Below are 15,674 nucleotides of genomic sequence, written 5' to 3' on the forward strand. Positions count from 1 at the left end.
TGAAAGCTAGCCCAGCCGTTTGAACCGCCCAAGAATCTCTACCGTTTCCAATACGTTGACAAAGGATTTGGGATCGGTTTCCAGGATCGTTTTTCTAAGCTCGGCCAGTTCGTAGCGGGTGGTTACCGTCATAAGCATGGTGTTGCCTTCATGGCTGTACCCGCCCTCAGCGTTAACCACGGTGACCCCGTGCGGCAGGCGGTTGAGACGGTTCAGCATCTTGTCCCGCTCCTTCGTGACGATGAAGCAGGTCAGCTTGATGTGGCGGATATGAATCATGTCGACCACACGGCTTTTGACAAAGATACAGAGCATGGCGTACAGGGCGGAGTCCCAGCTTTTGAAGAAACCCAAGCTCAGGATAACCAGCCCATCCATTACGAAGAGCACCGAGCCCATCGGAATATCCCGCTTGCGGGTAATGATGGAGCCCAGAATGTCAAATCCCCCGGAAGACCCCCCTGCGCGAAGCGAGAAGCCGACGCCCCCGGCGATGATGACACCCCCGAAGATGCTTGCCAGAATCGGGTCCTTGGTCAGCTTGACCAAAGGAATGATGTTCAGAAACCAGGTGGTGGACACGACAGACAGCAGACTATAGCAGATGTATTTTTTCCCTACGGCTACAAAACCCCAGATCAGGATCGGCAGGTTGATGCCGAAATAATACAACGAAATGTACTTTGGATTTGTTAAATAACCAATGACCGATGCCGTTCCCGCCACACCGCCGCTGAGAAGCTGATGCGGAATGAGGAACAGGCGAAGCCCGCTTGCAAGCAGAAATGCCGAGATAATGATAATGGCGACTTCCTTAACCTGCTTGGCTACCGTTCCTGAAACGAGCGGCACTACGAAATTACGAACCTGCATGACAAAAATCCCCTCTTCTTCCCGATGTCTTTATCTACGATTTGGATGCTGCTTGAAAATATCAGGTGCGTTTAGTTTGTCCAACAGACGGACCTTATATTTTCCAGATCGTCTTACATGATAAGTGCAAAGTTTATTTTATCATACCGATGATATTTTTTTATAGAGGGAATCACTATGATTTCTTTCACAGCTTGGCATAACCGCCTATTTCTTGTTGTCTAAAGTGCTCCTGAGCTGCATATCTATGGTTATCAGCCGATAGATTGGCGGAAAAGGAGTGAAGCGGATTGGACAAGTATGTGAGCTGGATGGCAACGCTGCGGCTGCTCTCGGGCAGTGTGGAGATCATGGCGGCGCTGCTCATGCTGAAGCTGAATCAGGTGGATAAGGCGCTGGCGGTCAATTCCGGGCTGGCGCTGGTTGGACCTACTATTCTGGTTTTGACCACAGCGGTAGGACTGACGGGGATGGCACAGGAGCTGTCGTGGGGCAAGCTGGGCTGGATTGGCTGCGGGGTAGCTTTTCTCTTAATCGGAATTCTAAAAAAATGATAGATGATAGTCATAAAGATCACGTACAAGCATAAATATGGATTAAAGCTATTTACAGATGAGGACAACTTGGGGGTACTTTGTATGGCAAATGACTGGCTGCTGTTGTTTCCCGAAAAAGTAAGAGCGCTGCTAAGCGCCCTCCCGGCTTCGCTGCTGGACAAGGTGGAGGAAATCCGCGTCCGCGAAGGGCGTCCGCTGGAAATTAATTATTCCGGCGGCAAATACCATTTTCTCGGCACGGACAAAGGTCTGACGATAAGACCCGAAGAAGCGTACAAGCCGGACCGGGAGGATACACACCGGCTCCTTGACCTGATCAGCAATCATTCGCTCTATACGATGGAAGAAGAGCTGCGCAAAGGGTTCATCACGATTCCCGGCGGTCACCGGATCGGCCTCTCAGGCCGGACTGTGCTGAGCGGCGGAGGCGTGGAGCATCTGCGGGACATCACCGGCTTCAATGTCCGGATTGCCCGCGAGATGCCCGGCATTGCCGACGCTGTGCTGCCCTACCTCTTCGACAGGGGACAGCAGCGGATGCTGCATACGCTGATCCTCTCCCCTCCGCAGCACGGCAAAACCACGCTGCTGCGCGATCTCGCCCGGCAGATCTCCGCAGGAGGAAGCGGGCGCGAGGGCATCCGGCCGGGACTGAAGGTCGGCATCGTCGATGAGCGCTCGGAAATCGCGGGCAGCCGCCGGGGGATACCCGCTTTTGATGTCGGCCCGCGGACGGACATCCTCGACGGCTGTCCCAAAGCCGAAGGCATGATGATGATGATCCGCTCACTCTCGCCCGATGTGCTCATCGCGGATGAAATCGGCCGTGCTGAGGACGCCGAAGCTGTAACCGAAGCGCTGCATGCCGGTATTACGGTTGTCGCTTCGGCCCATGGCAAGGAGGTGTCCGAGCTGGCCCGGCGGCCCGCCCTGGGGGGACTGCTGGAGCACCGGATGTTCGAGCGTTATGTCATTCTCCACCGCACTGAGAAGGGGCTGTCCTTCCGCATTCTGGACGGGCAGAAGCGCGGGCTGCTGCTGGTCTCGCCCGAGGAACGGCTGGGCGGTGACCGCCATGCTTAAACTGTTCGGAGCCGTGTTAATTGTACTGGCCGCTACGCTGGCGGGGTTCAAAAGGGCTGCACAATACGCTGACCGGCCCAGGCACATCAGAGGCCTCATTGCAGCGCTGCAGCGGCTGGAGACTGAAATCCAGTACGGCTTCACCCCGCTGCCGGAGGCGCTCCGCCGGATCGGGCAGCAGTCGAAGGAGCCGCTGCAGGCCTTTTTCCTCACAGCCGCCGCGGAGATGAGTCCGCCGCTGGACCGCAGCGCCGAAGAGGCGATTCGCAAGGCGATGGATGCCCATTGGAGGGCGGCCTCCCTGAAAGGAACGGAGAAGGAAATTCTCCGGCAGCTTAGCTGCACGCTGGGCACCAGCGACAGGTCGAATCAGAGCACTCATATTAAGCTGGCTTTGCAGCAGTTGAAGCAGGAGGAGACAGTGGCCAGAGAAGATCAGGGCAAATATGAAAAAATGAGCAAAAGCCTGGGTCTGCTGCTTGGAGCATTGATCGTCATATTGATCTTTTAGCGAGGTGCCAGGAATGAATATTGAAGTCAACGCGATCTTTCAGATTGCCGGCATCGGCATCATCATTGCCATGATCCACACGGTGCTTAAGCAGATGGGAAAAGAAGAAATCGCCCACTGGGTAACGATTGTCGGCTTTATCATCGTGCTCTTTATGGTCATCCGCATGCTGGACGGCCTGCTGCATGAAATCAAATCCATTTTTCTTTTTCAATAGGCCAAGGCTATGGAAATTATTCAAGTGGTGGGAATTGGGCTCTTGTCGACCGTCCTGATCCTTGTCCTGAAGGAACAAAAGCCGATGTTCGCCTTCCTGCTGACCACCGCCGCCGGCATTCTGATCTTCCTCTTCCTGATCGGCAAAATCGGAACGGTTCTGGGGACGCTGGAGCGGGTGGCTGAGTCTTCCGGGATGGAAATGATCTATATCAAAACCGTGTTCAAAATCATCGGGATTTCCTATATCGCAGAGTTCGGGGCGCAGATTGTGCGCGATGCCGGGCAGGAGTCGATTGCCTCGAAGATTGAGCTGGCAGGCAAAGTGCTGATCATGGTGCTGGCCGTGCCGATCATCAGCATTATTATCGAAACGGTGATGAAGCTTCTGCCCGCTTGACCCGTGAGACATAAGAAGGTAACCAAATTCGGAGGCGGGAGGAAAAGGTATGCAGGCGCGTCTCATTTTTCGCCCTCCAAAACTTAAAACGATCCTGCTGCTTCTGCCTTGTCTGCTGCTGCTGTGGTGCTCAGGAACCGCATTGGCTGCCGGAGCAGCCCCGTCTCCTTCTCCGCAGCCCTCAAGCCAGGGAGGCTCCTCCTCCCCGGTTGACCAGTGGGTAAAAGGCCAGGTGCAGAACCTGCCCACAGGTGAAGTGGAATCGTACTGGGATCAACTGATGAAGGATTACGGGGGATTTTTTCCGGACGGCAAAACGCCTTCGCTTATGGATATGCTTCTGCCGGGCGATAACGGCCTGAGCTTCAAGAGCATCCTGTCCGGGCTTACATCCTTTATGTGGCATGAGGTGCTGTACAACGGTAAGCTGCTGGTCACGATTGTAATGATCAGCGTGCTCAGTATGATTCTGGAGACGCTGCAGACCGCTTTTGAACGTAAATCCGTCAGTAAAATCGCCTACATGCTCTGCTACATGGTGGTGCTGGTCATTGCCGTCAACAGCTTCAATATCGCTATCGGCTATGCCAAGGATGCTATCGACCGGATGATCGACTTCATGATGGCGATGATTCCGCTGCTGTTCGCCCTGCTGGCCTCCATGGGAAATATCGTCACGGTATCCGTCACCCATCCGCTGATTGTCTTCATGATCCACACTGTGGGTTCGCTCATTCATACCATAGTTTTTCCGCTGCTGTTCTTCTCGGCGGTGCTGCATCTGGTGAGCGCGATGTCGGATAAATACAAGCTGACCCAGCTCGCCAATCTGCTGCGCAATGTCGGAGCCGGACTGCTGGGGGTGCTGCTGACCGTGTTCCTTGGCGTGATCTCCGTTAGGGGGATTACCAGCTCGGTGACGGACGGAGTAACCATCCGCGCCGCCAAATATATATCAGGAAATTTCGTGCCGGTCATCGGCAAAATGTTCGCGGACGCTACCGATACCGTCATTTCGGCGTCGCTCCTGGTGAAGAATGCCATCGGGCTATCGGGCGTCATTATCATTTTATTCCTGTGCGCTTTTCCGGCCATTAAAATACTGGTGCTCGCCTTGATCTACAACGTGGCGGCCGCCGTGATGCAGCCTTTGGGAGAGACGCCGATTGTGTCCTGTCTGCAGACCATCGGCAAAAGCATGATCTACGTCTTCGCAGCGCTGGCTGCCGTATCGCTGATGTTCTTCCTGGCCGTCACGATAATGCTGACCGCCGGCAATGTCACCGTCATGATGAGGTGAGGCGGAGGATTTGGTCTTTCGGGGGCTTACAAAACCTTTAGGAGGTACAACGATGACCTGGTTGGGCGGGTGGCTGCGGGAACTTATTCTGGTGGTGCTGATGGCTGCTTTCGTGGAAATGCTGCTGCCGAGCAAATCCATGGAGCGTTACGCCAGGCTGGTGCTTAGCCTGCTGGTGCTAATGACCATACTGAGCCCAATCGTGTCCATGCTGAAGGGGGATGCCACAGGAGAGCTGAGTCTGGCCATGAAGCAGCAGGAGAAGGACGGCGGATGGCTGTCAGGAGCAGGAAAGGGCGCCGGTTCCCTGGAGAAGATTCTGGCGGACGGCAGGATGCTGGCAGCAGGTGCGCAAGAGCAAAGCCTGAAGCTTGCTGCGGAAGAGGTGGCTGGACAGATGCGGGATCAGATCGCTTCCAGCACTGGCGTACAGGGAGCCAAGGTCACAGTAACACTGGGCATGGGGAAATCCCAAGTCGGCCTTGGGGGAGAATTGGTTCCCGTGATCGCCTCGGTGACCGTCGCCCTGCCGGCGGCGGTTCCGGCTGCCGGAGCAGGCAGCGGCAACGGGGGAGCTTCCGGCGCTACTGCCGGATCAGCCGCTTCAGAGCCGATTGTTATTACGCCGGTGGCACCGGTACAGGTTAACGTTGGCGCCGGCCAGGAAGCGGATGGCGCATCCCGGGCAACCTCCGAGGGTTCGGCGGATAACGGCAGCGGCACTGCGGGGGCCGGTACAGACACCGGTCAAACCGAGTCGATCATCAAGCTGCTGGAGCAGAATTGGAATCTGGACCGGAAAGTGATTGAGGTGAAGAGCAGCGGAACCGGTGCAGCGAAATTATAAGATTTACCTACAGCGTTACCGCAGGAGGGATAAGAGATGGGCAAATGGCTGAAAAAATTGGAGCAATGGGCAGGAGGCGGCGGGTCCGGCAGTGCTAAGCGGAGTCATACCTTCCGCTGGCTAATCATCCTCGGACTGCTCGGCGTAGCGATCATGCTGTTCAACTCCTTTGTGAATGTGAAGAAGCTGGACAGCGAGAATACGGGGCGTGAGCCGCCGCCGGTAGAAAGCTCGCAGTCGGCCTTGCAGCAGGGTGGCACAGCCTCAGATTCTTTTGACAGCATAGAACAGGCATTGGAGGACCGTACAAAGGAAATCCTGGAAAAAATCGTCGGTGTCGGCACAGTGGACATTATGGTCACAGTGGATTCCACAGAGGAAGTTGTTGTACAGCGGAACATGAACGATTCGCAGCAGCAGAGCGAAGAGACGGATGCCAGCGGCGGCAAGCGGCATACCACCCAGTACACCAGGGATGGCGAGATTGTCACTTACAGCCAGTCAGGCAACGAAACCCCGATCATTACCAAACGGATTAAACCCCAGGTGCGCGGCGTGCTGGTTGTCGCCAAGGGAGCGGAGAACAAAGTCGTCCGCGGACTCATAGAACAGGCAATCGAAAAAGGCCTGAACGTGCCGGGCTACCGCATTTCCGTAGTTCCGCGCAAGCAGGAATAGCAAGCCCGCATAACAGGCAGCTAAACGAAACTAAGCGTATGCTTCCGGAGCCGGTTTTGCGAAGCAGGTTCATGGCAGTAGATGCTAACAAAACTAAGCGTATGCTTCCGAAGCCAGTTTTGCGAAGCGGATTCACGAAGCGTATGCTAACAAAACTTTGAGGAGGAATAAAAAATGAAGGGCAAAAGACAAACAATTTGGTTGGTTTCCATGCTCAGCTTGATGGTGGTGCTCTCCGCCTACTACTTATTCACGGAAGACACAGGAGCCTCCCTTCCAAAAGAAACAGCGGGCAGCGTTCAAGTTGACACTCTGAAGGGCGAGGATGGGGCGCAGTCCCCCGCTCTTGACAGTGGATTGGTTGTTAACGAAGTGGCTACACAAGGGGTCAGCGCCGATGCAGGCAGTAACGGGGCCGGTACAGATGACAGCAAGCAGACGGCTTCCGCTGATGATAAGGCTGCTGCGGCTGCTAAAGACAGCTCCACTGCAGATGCCGGAAAAACCGCTGCTAATACCGTTACAGAGGATACAGGCAAAACGGCGGATGCCGCTAACAAATCCAAAGAAGATAAAAAAACTGCCGCTGACAGCTCAAAAGATACTAAAGATACCGCCGCAGCCAATACCGGGAAGACTCCGGCAAAAGACGATGCTGCAATTCTGGACGAAGTCGCCTCCCAAAGCGTATCGGCCAGCAGCATGTTCAACAATTATCTCTATGATCGCGAACAACAGAATCTGAAGGACTACAATGATCTGCTCGCTGTGATTAATGACATGGATAAGACCCCGGCTGAAAATGCGGTTGCCAAGGAACAGCTCAGCAAGCTGGAGGAAAAAGAATCCAAAATTACTGGAATCGAAGAGAAGCTTCAGCAAAAATACGGTCAAGCGATTGTCAAGGAGGAGTCCGGCAATACGTATACCGTTGTGGTCCAAAGCAATAAGCTTGATGTGAAGCAGGCTGTCGGAATCGTTGATCTTGTTATGAAGGAGCTTAGCATCACGCAGGATAAGATCCGGGTCCAATATGTATCCGAGCAATAATACTGCAATATACCGCTGGATAAAATAGAAGAATTTGCCGAAAGGGCTCGGGTTATCCCGGGCTCTTTCCATTTCTAGCGTTTATGATATAATACATAAAGTTATCTGGGAATGTAAGTAGAATAAGTGTTGTAAGAAGCGGATATCTGAAAGCGATTCAAGTGAAATCGCAAGCTTTGAGAGAAAGCTGAAGGAGTGAACGATCAAATGTTCAAGTTAAGCGAGATTAAGGAATTAATTAAATTGCTGGACCAGACCTCCTCCGTACACGAACTGGAGATCGAAAGCGAAGGAATGAAGCTGGCTATCCGCAAACCGGATCGCCCCGAAGCTGATGGAACGGTAATTCAGGCGATTCCTTATGCCCAGCCCTTTACGCCAGCCCCGCAGCCGCAAAATCCGCAGCATGCAGCATCTCCGGTTGTCACCGAGATTCCGGCAGTACAGCATACCCCGGCTTCTTCCGCTGAAGGCGCGTTACATAAAATCGTCTCCCCGATGGTAGGGACCTTCTACAGTGCGGCTTCCCCGGAAGCTTCGAGCTTCGTGAGCGTAGGCGACCGGGTCAGCGAGAAATCGACAGTCTGCATCATTGAAGCCATGAAGCTGATGAATGAGCTGGAAGCAGAAGTGAGAGGCGAAATCGTGTCTGTACTTGCGGAGGACGGCCAGCTTGTGGAATACGGCCAGCCGCTGTTTCTGGTGAGACCGGAATAACTGCCGGGAGAATCAAGAGGAGCTTGCAAGCTTCGTTAAATTTTGGGAGGAAACGAATGAACATTCAAAAAGTGTTGATTGCCAATCGCGGAGAAATCGCGGTCCGCATTATCCGGGCCTGCCGTGAGCTGGGCATTTCCACCGTCGCTGTCTATTCGGAGCCTGACCGGGATTCGCTGCATGTCCGGCTGGCTGATGAAGCATACTGTATCGGTCCGATGCCGTCCAAGGACAGCTATCTGAACTTTACCAATATTATGAGTGTGGCCACGCTGACGGAATGCGATGCCGTTCATCCGGGTTACGGATTTTTGGCTGAAAATGCGGATTTCGCAGAGATTTGTGAATCCTGCAACATTACCTTTATCGGCCCTTCACCAGACGCTATTACCCGCATGGGGGACAAGGCGGTCGCCAAAGAAACCATGAAGCTGGCCGGAGTTCCGATTATTCCGGGCTCTGACGGGCTTGTAGGTGATGTGGAGGAGGCTGTAATGCTGGGCCGGGATATCGGCTATCCAATCATCGTAAAGGCAACCGCAGGCGGCGGAGGCAAGGGGATCCGCATTGCCGAGGATGAGGAATCGCTGGTGAAGCAGATTACCGCTGCCCAGCAGGAAGCCCAGAAGGCCTTCGGCAATGCCGGAGTGTACCTGGAGAAATTCCTCACAGGCATGAAGCATGTGGAGATTCAGATTATTGCCGATAAACACGGCAATGTCGTTCATCTGGGAGAGCGCGACTGCTCGGTGCAGCGCCGCCGCCAGAAGCTCATTGAAGAAGCGCCCTGCTCTGTTCTGACACCTGAAATCCGCGAAGCCATGGGCCAGGCGGCTGTGCGCGCAGCACAGGCCGTGAATTACTCGGGCGCGGGCACGCTGGAGTTCCTGCTTGGACCGGACGGGCAGTTTTATTTCATGGAAATGAACACCCGGATTCAAGTGGAGCATCCGGTGACCGAGATGGTCACGGGCGTTGACTTAATCAAAGAAATGATTTCTGTGGCGGAAGGCAATCCTCTGTCATTTACCCAGGACGATATCGTTATTAATGGCTGGTCCATTGAATGCCGCATCAATGCGGAAGATCCGGAGAAGAATTTCATGCCGTCGCCAGGCAAGATCAATTTTTACCTGCCGCCTGGAGGCTTGGGTGTACGGGTGGACAGCGCGGCATATCCTGGATATACGATTTCCCCATTTTATGACTCGATGATTGCGAAGCTGATTGTCTGGGCTCCGACCCGCCAGGAAGCTGTCGCCAAGATGAAGCGTGCGCTCTCGGAATTTGCTGTGGATGGCATACATACCACGATCTCATTCCACCAGAAATTGCTGGAGCATCCTGTATTCTTAGCCGGGAATTTCGATATTAAATTCCTGGAGGAATATGAAATTTAGGACGGCCTCGCTTTGTTTGTCATAAAGTTCGTCAAATGATATAGTATGTTTAATAAGAGACGTGCTTTGCGCTTAAAATATTTGAACAACTTTTTCTTTGAAAGGTGTGAAGTCCATAATGAGTACATTGCCGACAGAATTCGAACGTACGGAAATTGGCGAGATTCAGATTGCTCCTGAGGTAATCGAGGTGATCGCAGGTTTGGCAACCGTAGAGGTTAAGGGCGTGGCAGGCATGAGCGGCGGTTTTGCCGGAGGCATCGTAGAGCTTCTCGGCCGCAAGAACATGTCCAAAGGCGTAAAGGTTGAGGTTGGACAGCGTGAGGCTGCCGTTGATGTGTCCGTAATCATCGAGTACGGCAACCGTCTGCCGGAAGTGGCTGGAGAAATTCAGCGCAACGTGAAACGCTCCATCGAGACCATGACCGGTCTGACCGTTGTTGAAGTGAATGTGCATATCCATGACGTGCAGTTCAAGACCACCAGCGCTTCTGACAAGAACGAAGAAACGGATGCGGTTCTCCGCGTGAAATAAGACCAGCGTCTTCCATAAACCCCCGACAGCACCGTCGAGGGTTTACTCTAATTTAAGGAGGTTATGAGACTCGTGGCAAAAATTTTGGACAGGCTTCTGCTGTTCCTGTACAGCTTAAGCATCGGAATATTATCTGTAATTGCCATCCTCCTCTTAAGCGGCGCCATTCCTGACTCCCTTGAGATAAAGGATGGGCCAGCCGCGTATATTGCCGCCATCGCCATTGCAGTCATTCTGTTCCTGCTCAGCCTCCGGTTCTTCTACATTTCCCTGCGCCGCGACCGTGCTTCCCTGCCTTCGGTTGACCAGCGTACAGAATACGGGGATATTCAAATCTCCATGGAAACGATTGAGAATCTGAGCCTGAAGGCAGCCGGCAAAGTCAAAGGAATCAGAGATCTGAAGTCCCGCATCCGCGTCTCCCAGGCCGGGCTTGAGATCATGATCCGCGCAGTTGTGGACGGAGAGCATTCCCTGCCGCTGCTGACTACAGAGGTTCAGCGCCAGGTGCATGATTTTGTGCAGGAAACGACCGGGATTCCAGTGGCTGATGTCTCGGTATACATTGCTAACCTCACACAGTCTCCAAGCTTCAAAAGTCGAGTGGAATAGAGGTGAGTTTCCCTTATGTTTTGGAAAGCACTATGGGAAAGTCACGGGGGTAGGATTGCCGGGGTCACCTTCGGCGTCGTTCTCGGATTGATTTATTTGATTAGCGGTTTTTGGGATATGCTGTTCTTTGCACTGGTAGTGTTCATCGGATATACGCTCGGCAAAAGAAAGGATACCGCGCAGGCTCCCCTGTTTAAGTGGCAGGAGATAATTGAGCGGCTGTCCGGACGCTGGCGTCCCTTCAAGTGAACCGCGATAGCTTGTTCTCCCGGAGCCTGGAACCCGTTCGTCTGAGTTGCCTGATCTGCCGGAAGAAGAGCTGCGCGGTTTTTTTAATTGGGGCTTGCCGTGAACGTGAATATGTTATTCTGTGAATGCCAATCTCTGATAGAGAAGGGTTAAGCTGAGAATTCTTGAAGAAAAGACTGTATCTTTGTGCAGTTGTTGCAGTTTGTGCAATTAAAATCCTGTTGTAATGCCTCATTTCTGTTTTAACTGTATTTCGTACAATTAAATGCGGCTGCGAACGTAAGAAATGGATTTTTTCTGATTTTTAATTGTACGAAATGCAATTAGGGATAGAATCTGCTTCATTAGGCTTAAAATAGTTGCAGGAAATACAATTATATTTAGCACCTGACCGTTTGTATAAGAAACAATGGAACACCAACATAAAGTTTGCGAAAGAAGATTGTAGGAGGATCAGATGAAAAGACGTTTAGCGAGAGAAATTATTGTCCAAAGCCTGTACCAGATGGAAATGAATGATGTGGAAAGTGCGGAAGCGGTAGAAATGCTGATTGCGGAAGCTTCGGAGGAGAATGAGACCGAACATGTCATTACCGATGAAATCGAATTGAAGGCTTATGTGGTCGAGCATGTGAATGGCGTGTGGGAGCATAAGATGGCCATTGACGACATGCTGGAGCATTACCTGAAGGGCTGGCAGATGAGCCGGCTCTCACGGGTGGACCGCCAGATTTTGCGTTTGGCTACCTTTGAGATGGTATTTGGAAATGATGTTCCGGCCAAGGTTGCCGTCAATGAGGCGATTGATTTGGCCAAGCATTTCGGCACCGAGGATTCCGGTAAATTCGTGAATGGCGTGCTGGGCAAGATGATTCAGGAGCTTGATACACTGAAGACAGAGCTGTAGGCAAATGACCGGTCGCCTGCTCACTAAAGCGGACTCACTATAGAATTGTACAAGCTATATAGGTTGAACCTCAGAAAATATGAAAAGGGCCGAAGTGACGAGGGGGAGTTTGGATACTTTTGGAGCGGACGAGTCCGCCTTTGTCTACGGATTTCATCCGCTAAGAGCGGTATAATCAAGAAATTTGTGACGGGCAGCGGCCGGAAATCCAAACATTCCCCGCAGTTACCGTCCAGCCCCCAGTATGAATTCTATAGTTCAACTTGTATAGGCGAAATCTCAAAAGCAGATCAAAGGGGAGAGAATTACATGACAGCAGCAATCATCAGCGGTAAACAAGTATCTGAAGAAATTCGTATTGACATTGCCCGGGAGGTTGCCTTCCTTGCTCAGAAGGGTGTCAAGCCCGGTCTTGCTGTCGTGCTGGTCGGTGAAGATCCGGCTTCTCAGGTCTATGTCCGCAATAAAGAGAAATCGAGCACAGAGCTGGGCTTCCATTCCGAAGTACACAGACTGGATGCTTCCACTAGCCAGGAAGAGCTGCTGGCGCTCGTTACGGAGCTGAACAGCCGTGATGAAATTGACGGTATTCTGGTGCAGCTTCCGCTGCCCAAGCACATTGACGAGAAGGCAGTAATTAACGCTATCGCGGTAGACAAGGATGTTGACGGCTTCCACCCGATCAACGTGGGCAATCTGGTTATCGGGGATGACAGTCTGCTTCCGTGCACCCCTGCCGGTGTGATCGAGCTGATCAAGCGGACCGGAACCGGAATGTCCGGCAAGCATGCGGTTGTTATCGGCCGCAGCAACATCGTCGGCAAACCGGTCTCCCTGCTGCTGCAGCGCGAGAATGCTACGGTAACGATGTGCCACTCGCGTACGGCGAACATCGCTGAGCTTAGCCGTCAGGCAGATATTTTGGTCGTAGCTATCGGGCGCGCCAACTTCATCGACGGTTCTTTTGTGAAGCCGGGGGCGGTTGTCATTGATGTTGGAATGAACCGTCTGGACAACGGCAAGCTGGCCGGAGATGTGGACTATGAGAGCGCCAAGGAAGTTGCCGGATACATTACACCTGTACCGGGCGGTGTTGGGCCAATGACAATCACGATGCTGATGAAGAACACGCTGGTTGCAGCGAAACGCCGCCGCGGCCTGGATAAGGAATAGGTCTGCGTTTATGGCGGCAGAGCGGCAGGTCTATTCGATAAAAGAGCTTAACCGTTATATCCGCATGAAGCTCGATTCGGATGTGGTTCTCTCCGATGTGTGGGTTCGCGGAGAAATCTCCAATTTTACACACCACGGCAGCGGGCATATGTATTTTACGCTTAAGGATGAGAGCAGCCGGATCAAGTCCATTATGTTCGCATCCCATAACCAGCGGCTGCCGTTTGTGCCTAAGGAAGGCGCCAAGGTCATTGCCAGAGGCAATGTGACTGTATATGAGCGGGACGGTCAGTACCAGTTCTATGCAACGCATATGCAGCCCGATGGAATCGGCAGCCTGTATCTGGCTTATGAGCAGCTTAAGAATAAGCTGGAGCTGGAAGGACTGTTCGCAGCGGCCCGCAAGCGGCCGCTGCCGCGGTTTCCGCGCTGTATCGGGGTAGTCACCTCCCCAACGGGCGCGGCGGTGCGGGATATCATCATCACCCTGCAGCGGCGGTTTCCACAGGTGGCAATTGTGCTCTACCCTGTACTGGTGCAAGGCAAGGGCGCGGGGCCTTCCATAGTGAAGGCCATCCAGAACCTGAATGCTATGGGTGAAGCCGATGTGCTCATTGTCGGGCGCGGCGGCGGCTCGCTGGAGGAGCTGTGGGCCTTCAACGAGGAGGCCGTAGCCCGGGCGATTGCGACCTCCGGCATTCCGGTCATCTCGGCCGTCGGCCACGAGACCGACTTCACAATCGCCGACTTCGCCGCCGATCTTCGGGCGGCGACCCCTACGGCGGCGGCCGAGCTGGCTGTGCCGCACGCCGCCGAGCTGGCGGCGCAGCTCCGCACAGCGCAGCAGCGCCTGCGGCAAGGGCTGCTGCGCCGCTCGCAGCGCGGCGGCGAGCGCCTGGCCTCGCTGCAGCGCTCGCTGGCGCTGGTCGGCCCACGCCGCCAGCTAGCCCAGCACGCGCAGCGGCTGGACATGCTGCGCACAGCCTTGCGCCGCGCAGCAGAGACCCGGCACGGCCGCGCGCGGGAGCGCCAGGCCGTGCTGCATCACAGCCTGCAGCGGTTCCACCCGCTGGGCAGTGTCCATGCGGCCCGGCAGCGCACGGAGAGCATCACCCGCGAGCTTGCGGGTGCCATGCAGGCGCGCCTGCAGGCGAAGCGCTCGCGCTTCGTCGCCGAACTGCGCCAGCTCGACGCGCTCAGCCCGCTTAAGGTAATGTCGCGGGGCTACAGTCTCGTGTATGACGAGAAGGAAGAGCATCTAATCAAATCGCTCAAGGAAGTAGAGCTTGGCGATGTGGTCAACATAAAGCTGAACGACGGACAGCTAAGCTGTCAGGTATGGGGAATGAAGGAGGGTGGCATAACGAATGGCGAAGGAAGCTGAACTGGATTTTGAAGGCGCGATGGAACGGCTGGAAGAAATCGTGCGTGAGCTTGAGCATGGCGACGTTCCTCTGGAGAAGGCAATTGATTTGTTCCAGCAGGGGATGAAGCTGTCGCAGCTTTGCGGGAGCAAGCTGGAGCAGGTGGAGCGCAAGATCGAAATGATCACCGAAATGGACGGGGAGCTGCGCAAGAAACCGTTCGGTGCCCGGCTGGAAGGTGACAGCGATGAGCCGCTTTGAGCAGATGGCGGGAGCGGAGGGGACTGAAGAGCGCCAGACGCTAGGCGAATATATCTCCGAGATCAGCGGCCTGGTTATGAATGAGCTGGATAGCACCCTCCCTTTGCAGTGGCAGGTTCCAGGCAAGCTGAAGGATGCGATGAATTACTCCCTGCAGGCTGGCGGCAAACGCTTGCGCCCGCTGCTTGTCGTTGCCGCCTGTGAAGCGCTCGGAGGCCGCCGCGAGGCGGCGCTGCCGGTAGCCGCAGCAATTGAAATGGTGCATACCTACTCGCTGATCCATGATGATCTGCCGGCTATGGATAATGACGATTACCGGCGCGGCAAGCTGACAAACCATAAAGTATTCGGAGAAGCCACCGCTATACTGGCTGGGGATGCGCTGCTTACCCATGCTTTTTACAGTGTGGTTCAAGCTTCCCGGAGACATGGCGCTTCTGCGGACAGTGTACTCTCCATCGTTGAGGATCTGGCTGAAATGTCCGGGCCGCGCGGCATGGTCGGAGGCCAGATCGCCGATATGGAAGGCGAGCAGGGGCTTACCGATCTGCAGCAGCTACAGTATATCCACCGTCACAAGACGGGGGATCTGATCATTTTCTCCTTGATGGCCGGCGGACGGATCGCAGGTGCGGGCAGCAGACAGCTTGAGGCGCTGCGTGACTTTGGGACCCACATTGGATTGGCTTTTCAGATTCAGGATGATATTCTTGATCTCGTTGGCGACGAAGGCAAGCTAGGCAAAAAAACAGGCAGCGACATCAAGCAGCACAAGGTCACGTACCCTTATTTCATCGGGCTGGAAGCCTCCCGCGAAGAGGTGAAGCGGCTGACGGAAGCCGCACGAAATGCAGTGCTGGATGGAGGCTTTCAGGACAATACGCGTCTGCTGGACATTGCGGAATATCTTATGGCGCGTGATCATTAGCAGCAAATTCTGG

The 15,674-nt window shown here is 54.1% G+C and carries 20 protein-coding genes; 19 read left to right on the plus strand and 1 reads right to left on the minus strand.

What is annotated here, in order from left to right; all coding sequences use genetic code 11:
• Positions 1 to 6: 6 nt before the first annotated feature.
• Positions 7 to 873, minus strand: coding sequence for a YitT family protein (locus B212_RS0106350; RefSeq protein ID WP_019909653.1), 867 nt, complete (start codon positions 871 to 873; stop codon positions 7 to 9).
• Positions 874 to 1,163: 290 nt separating this feature from the next.
• Between B212_RS0106350 and B212_RS0106355 the strand changes: the two genes are divergently transcribed.
• The 19 genes from B212_RS0106355 to B212_RS0106445 all read left to right on the plus strand — a co-directional run bounded on the left by B212_RS0106355 (position 1,164) and on the right by B212_RS0106445 (position 15,661).
• Entirely contained in the window at positions 1,164 to 1,427 is a 264-nt protein-coding gene (locus B212_RS0106355; protein ID WP_019909654.1) for a DUF2619 domain-containing protein, read from the plus strand.
• Between the two features lie 84 nt (positions 1,428 to 1,511).
• Positions 1,512 to 2,513, plus strand: a complete 1,002-nt coding sequence (gene spoIIIAA, locus B212_RS0106360) for a stage III sporulation protein AA (protein ID WP_019909655.1) — start codon at positions 1,512 to 1,514, stop codon at positions 2,511 to 2,513.
• The gene (gene spoIIIAB, locus B212_RS0106365) at positions 2,506 to 3,024 is read left to right on the plus strand and encodes a stage III sporulation protein SpoIIIAB (RefSeq protein WP_019909656.1); all 519 of its coding nucleotides are present in this window, start codon (positions 2,506 to 2,508) and stop codon (positions 3,022 to 3,024) included. The genes spoIIIAA and spoIIIAB overlap by 8 nt, the downstream gene beginning before the upstream one ends.
• Positions 3,025 to 3,037: 13 nt before the next feature.
• Positions 3,038 to 3,241 carry a stage III sporulation protein AC gene (spoIIIAC, locus tag B212_RS0106370; RefSeq protein WP_019909657.1) on the plus strand — a complete coding sequence of 68 codons (204 nt, stop codon included), beginning with the start codon at positions 3,038 to 3,040 and terminating at the stop codon, positions 3,239 to 3,241.
• 9 nt (positions 3,242 to 3,250) lie between these two features.
• Positions 3,251 to 3,640: a stage III sporulation protein AD gene (gene spoIIIAD / locus B212_RS0106375; protein WP_028530650.1), complete on the plus strand. Its 390-nt coding sequence runs from the start codon at positions 3,251 to 3,253 to the stop codon at positions 3,638 to 3,640.
• Positions 3,641 to 3,689: 49 nt separating this feature from the next.
• Positions 3,690 to 4,940, plus strand: a complete 1,251-nt coding sequence (gene spoIIIAE, locus B212_RS0106380; protein ID WP_019909660.1) for a stage III sporulation protein AE — start codon at positions 3,690 to 3,692, stop codon at positions 4,938 to 4,940.
• A 52-nt stretch (positions 4,941 to 4,992) separates the two neighbouring features.
• On the plus strand, positions 4,993 to 5,787 hold the full coding sequence (locus B212_RS33020; RefSeq protein ID WP_019909662.1) for a stage III sporulation protein AF: 795 nt from the start codon (positions 4,993 to 4,995) through the stop codon (positions 5,785 to 5,787).
• Between the two features lie 36 nt (positions 5,788 to 5,823).
• Positions 5,824 to 6,465 (plus strand): stage III sporulation protein AG, encoded by a 642-nt coding sequence (gene spoIIIAG, locus B212_RS0106390; RefSeq protein WP_019909663.1) that lies wholly within the window; start codon positions 5,824 to 5,826, stop codon positions 6,463 to 6,465.
• Between the two features lie 174 nt (positions 6,466 to 6,639).
• Positions 6,640 to 7,515: a SpoIIIAH-like family protein gene (locus B212_RS0106395; protein WP_019909664.1), complete on the plus strand. Its 876-nt coding sequence runs from the start codon at positions 6,640 to 6,642 to the stop codon at positions 7,513 to 7,515.
• A gap of 207 nt (positions 7,516 to 7,722) precedes the next feature.
• Positions 7,723 to 8,232, plus strand: a complete 510-nt coding sequence (gene accB, locus B212_RS0106400; protein ID WP_019909666.1) for an acetyl-CoA carboxylase biotin carboxyl carrier protein — start codon at positions 7,723 to 7,725, stop codon at positions 8,230 to 8,232.
• A gap of 56 nt (positions 8,233 to 8,288) precedes the next feature.
• Positions 8,289 to 9,632, plus strand: a complete 1,344-nt coding sequence (gene accC, locus B212_RS0106405; protein ID WP_019909667.1) for an acetyl-CoA carboxylase biotin carboxylase subunit — start codon at positions 8,289 to 8,291, stop codon at positions 9,630 to 9,632.
• Positions 9,633 to 9,750: 118 nt separating this feature from the next.
• On the plus strand, positions 9,751 to 10,167 hold the full coding sequence (locus tag B212_RS0106410; protein WP_019909669.1) for an Asp23/Gls24 family envelope stress response protein: 417 nt from the start codon (positions 9,751 to 9,753) through the stop codon (positions 10,165 to 10,167).
• Between the two features lie 72 nt (positions 10,168 to 10,239).
• Complete coding sequence (gene amaP / locus B212_RS0106415) at positions 10,240 to 10,779, plus strand: alkaline shock response membrane anchor protein AmaP (RefSeq protein ID WP_019909671.1); 540 nt, start codon at positions 10,240 to 10,242, stop codon at positions 10,777 to 10,779.
• Positions 10,780 to 10,794: 15 nt separating this feature from the next.
• Positions 10,795 to 11,028, plus strand: a complete 234-nt coding sequence (locus tag B212_RS0106420) for a DUF2273 domain-containing protein (protein ID WP_019909672.1) — start codon at positions 10,795 to 10,797, stop codon at positions 11,026 to 11,028.
• A gap of 457 nt (positions 11,029 to 11,485) precedes the next feature.
• Complete coding sequence (gene nusB / locus B212_RS0106425; RefSeq protein WP_019909673.1) at positions 11,486 to 11,935, plus strand: transcription antitermination factor NusB; 450 nt, start codon at positions 11,486 to 11,488, stop codon at positions 11,933 to 11,935.
• Between the two features lie 309 nt (positions 11,936 to 12,244).
• The gene (folD, locus tag B212_RS0106430; protein ID WP_019909674.1) at positions 12,245 to 13,108 is read left to right on the plus strand and encodes a bifunctional methylenetetrahydrofolate dehydrogenase/methenyltetrahydrofolate cyclohydrolase FolD; all 864 of its coding nucleotides are present in this window, start codon (positions 12,245 to 12,247) and stop codon (positions 13,106 to 13,108) included.
• Between the two features lie 10 nt (positions 13,109 to 13,118).
• Positions 13,119 to 14,492: an exodeoxyribonuclease VII large subunit gene (xseA, locus tag B212_RS0106435; RefSeq protein ID WP_019909675.1), complete on the plus strand. Its 1,374-nt coding sequence runs from the start codon at positions 13,119 to 13,121 to the stop codon at positions 14,490 to 14,492.
• Complete coding sequence (xseB, locus tag B212_RS0106440; protein ID WP_019909676.1) at positions 14,476 to 14,733, plus strand: exodeoxyribonuclease VII small subunit; 258 nt, start codon at positions 14,476 to 14,478, stop codon at positions 14,731 to 14,733. Before xseA ends, xseB begins: the two co-directional genes overlap by 17 nt.
• A gap of 76 nt (positions 14,734 to 14,809) precedes the next feature.
• A complete protein-coding gene (locus B212_RS0106445) occupies positions 14,810 to 15,661 on the plus strand; it encodes a polyprenyl synthetase family protein (protein WP_232231539.1) in 852 nt (283 codons plus the stop codon).
• Positions 15,662 to 15,674: the final 13 nt, after the last annotated feature.

It is taken from the genome of Paenibacillus sp. HW567 (assembly GCF_000374185.1).
In the GTDB taxonomy this organism is placed as follows: domain Bacteria; phylum Bacillota; class Bacilli; order Paenibacillales; family Paenibacillaceae; genus Paenibacillus_AQ.

Excerpts from the sequence above, each read along its gene's own strand:
- B212_RS0106350 (WP_019909653.1), bottom strand. The coding sequence starts at position 873 with ATGCAGGTTCGTAATTTCGTAGTGCCGCTCGTTTCAGGAACGGTAGCC.
- spoIIIAA (WP_019909655.1), top strand. The coding sequence starts at position 1,512 with ATGGCAAATGACTGGCTGCTGTTGTTTCCCGAAAAAGTAAGAGCGCTG.
- spoIIIAB (WP_019909656.1), top strand. The coding sequence starts at position 2,506 with ATGCTTAAACTGTTCGGAGCCGTGTTAATTGTACTGGCCGCTACGCTG.
- spoIIIAC (WP_019909657.1), top strand. The coding sequence starts at position 3,038 with ATGAATATTGAAGTCAACGCGATCTTTCAGATTGCCGGCATCGGCATC.
- spoIIIAD (WP_028530650.1), top strand. The coding sequence starts at position 3,251 with ATGGAAATTATTCAAGTGGTGGGAATTGGGCTCTTGTCGACCGTCCTG.
- spoIIIAE (WP_019909660.1), top strand. The coding sequence starts at position 3,690 with ATGCAGGCGCGTCTCATTTTTCGCCCTCCAAAACTTAAAACGATCCTG.
- B212_RS33020 (WP_019909662.1), top strand. The coding sequence starts at position 4,993 with ATGACCTGGTTGGGCGGGTGGCTGCGGGAACTTATTCTGGTGGTGCTG.
- spoIIIAG (WP_019909663.1), top strand. The coding sequence starts at position 5,824 with ATGGGCAAATGGCTGAAAAAATTGGAGCAATGGGCAGGAGGCGGCGGG.
- B212_RS0106395 (WP_019909664.1), top strand. The coding sequence starts at position 6,640 with ATGAAGGGCAAAAGACAAACAATTTGGTTGGTTTCCATGCTCAGCTTG.
- accB (WP_019909666.1), top strand. The coding sequence starts at position 7,723 with ATGTTCAAGTTAAGCGAGATTAAGGAATTAATTAAATTGCTGGACCAG.
- accC (WP_019909667.1), top strand. The coding sequence starts at position 8,289 with ATGAACATTCAAAAAGTGTTGATTGCCAATCGCGGAGAAATCGCGGTC.
- B212_RS0106410 (WP_019909669.1), top strand. The coding sequence starts at position 9,751 with ATGAGTACATTGCCGACAGAATTCGAACGTACGGAAATTGGCGAGATT.
- B212_RS0106420 (WP_019909672.1), top strand. The coding sequence starts at position 10,795 with ATGTTTTGGAAAGCACTATGGGAAAGTCACGGGGGTAGGATTGCCGGG.
- nusB (WP_019909673.1), top strand. The coding sequence starts at position 11,486 with ATGAAAAGACGTTTAGCGAGAGAAATTATTGTCCAAAGCCTGTACCAG.
- folD (WP_019909674.1), top strand. The coding sequence starts at position 12,245 with ATGACAGCAGCAATCATCAGCGGTAAACAAGTATCTGAAGAAATTCGT.
- xseA (WP_019909675.1), top strand. The coding sequence starts at position 13,119 with ATGGCGGCAGAGCGGCAGGTCTATTCGATAAAAGAGCTTAACCGTTAT.
- xseB (WP_019909676.1), top strand. The coding sequence starts at position 14,476 with ATGGCGAAGGAAGCTGAACTGGATTTTGAAGGCGCGATGGAACGGCTG.
- B212_RS0106445 (WP_232231539.1), top strand. The coding sequence starts at position 14,810 with ATGAATGAGCTGGATAGCACCCTCCCTTTGCAGTGGCAGGTTCCAGGC.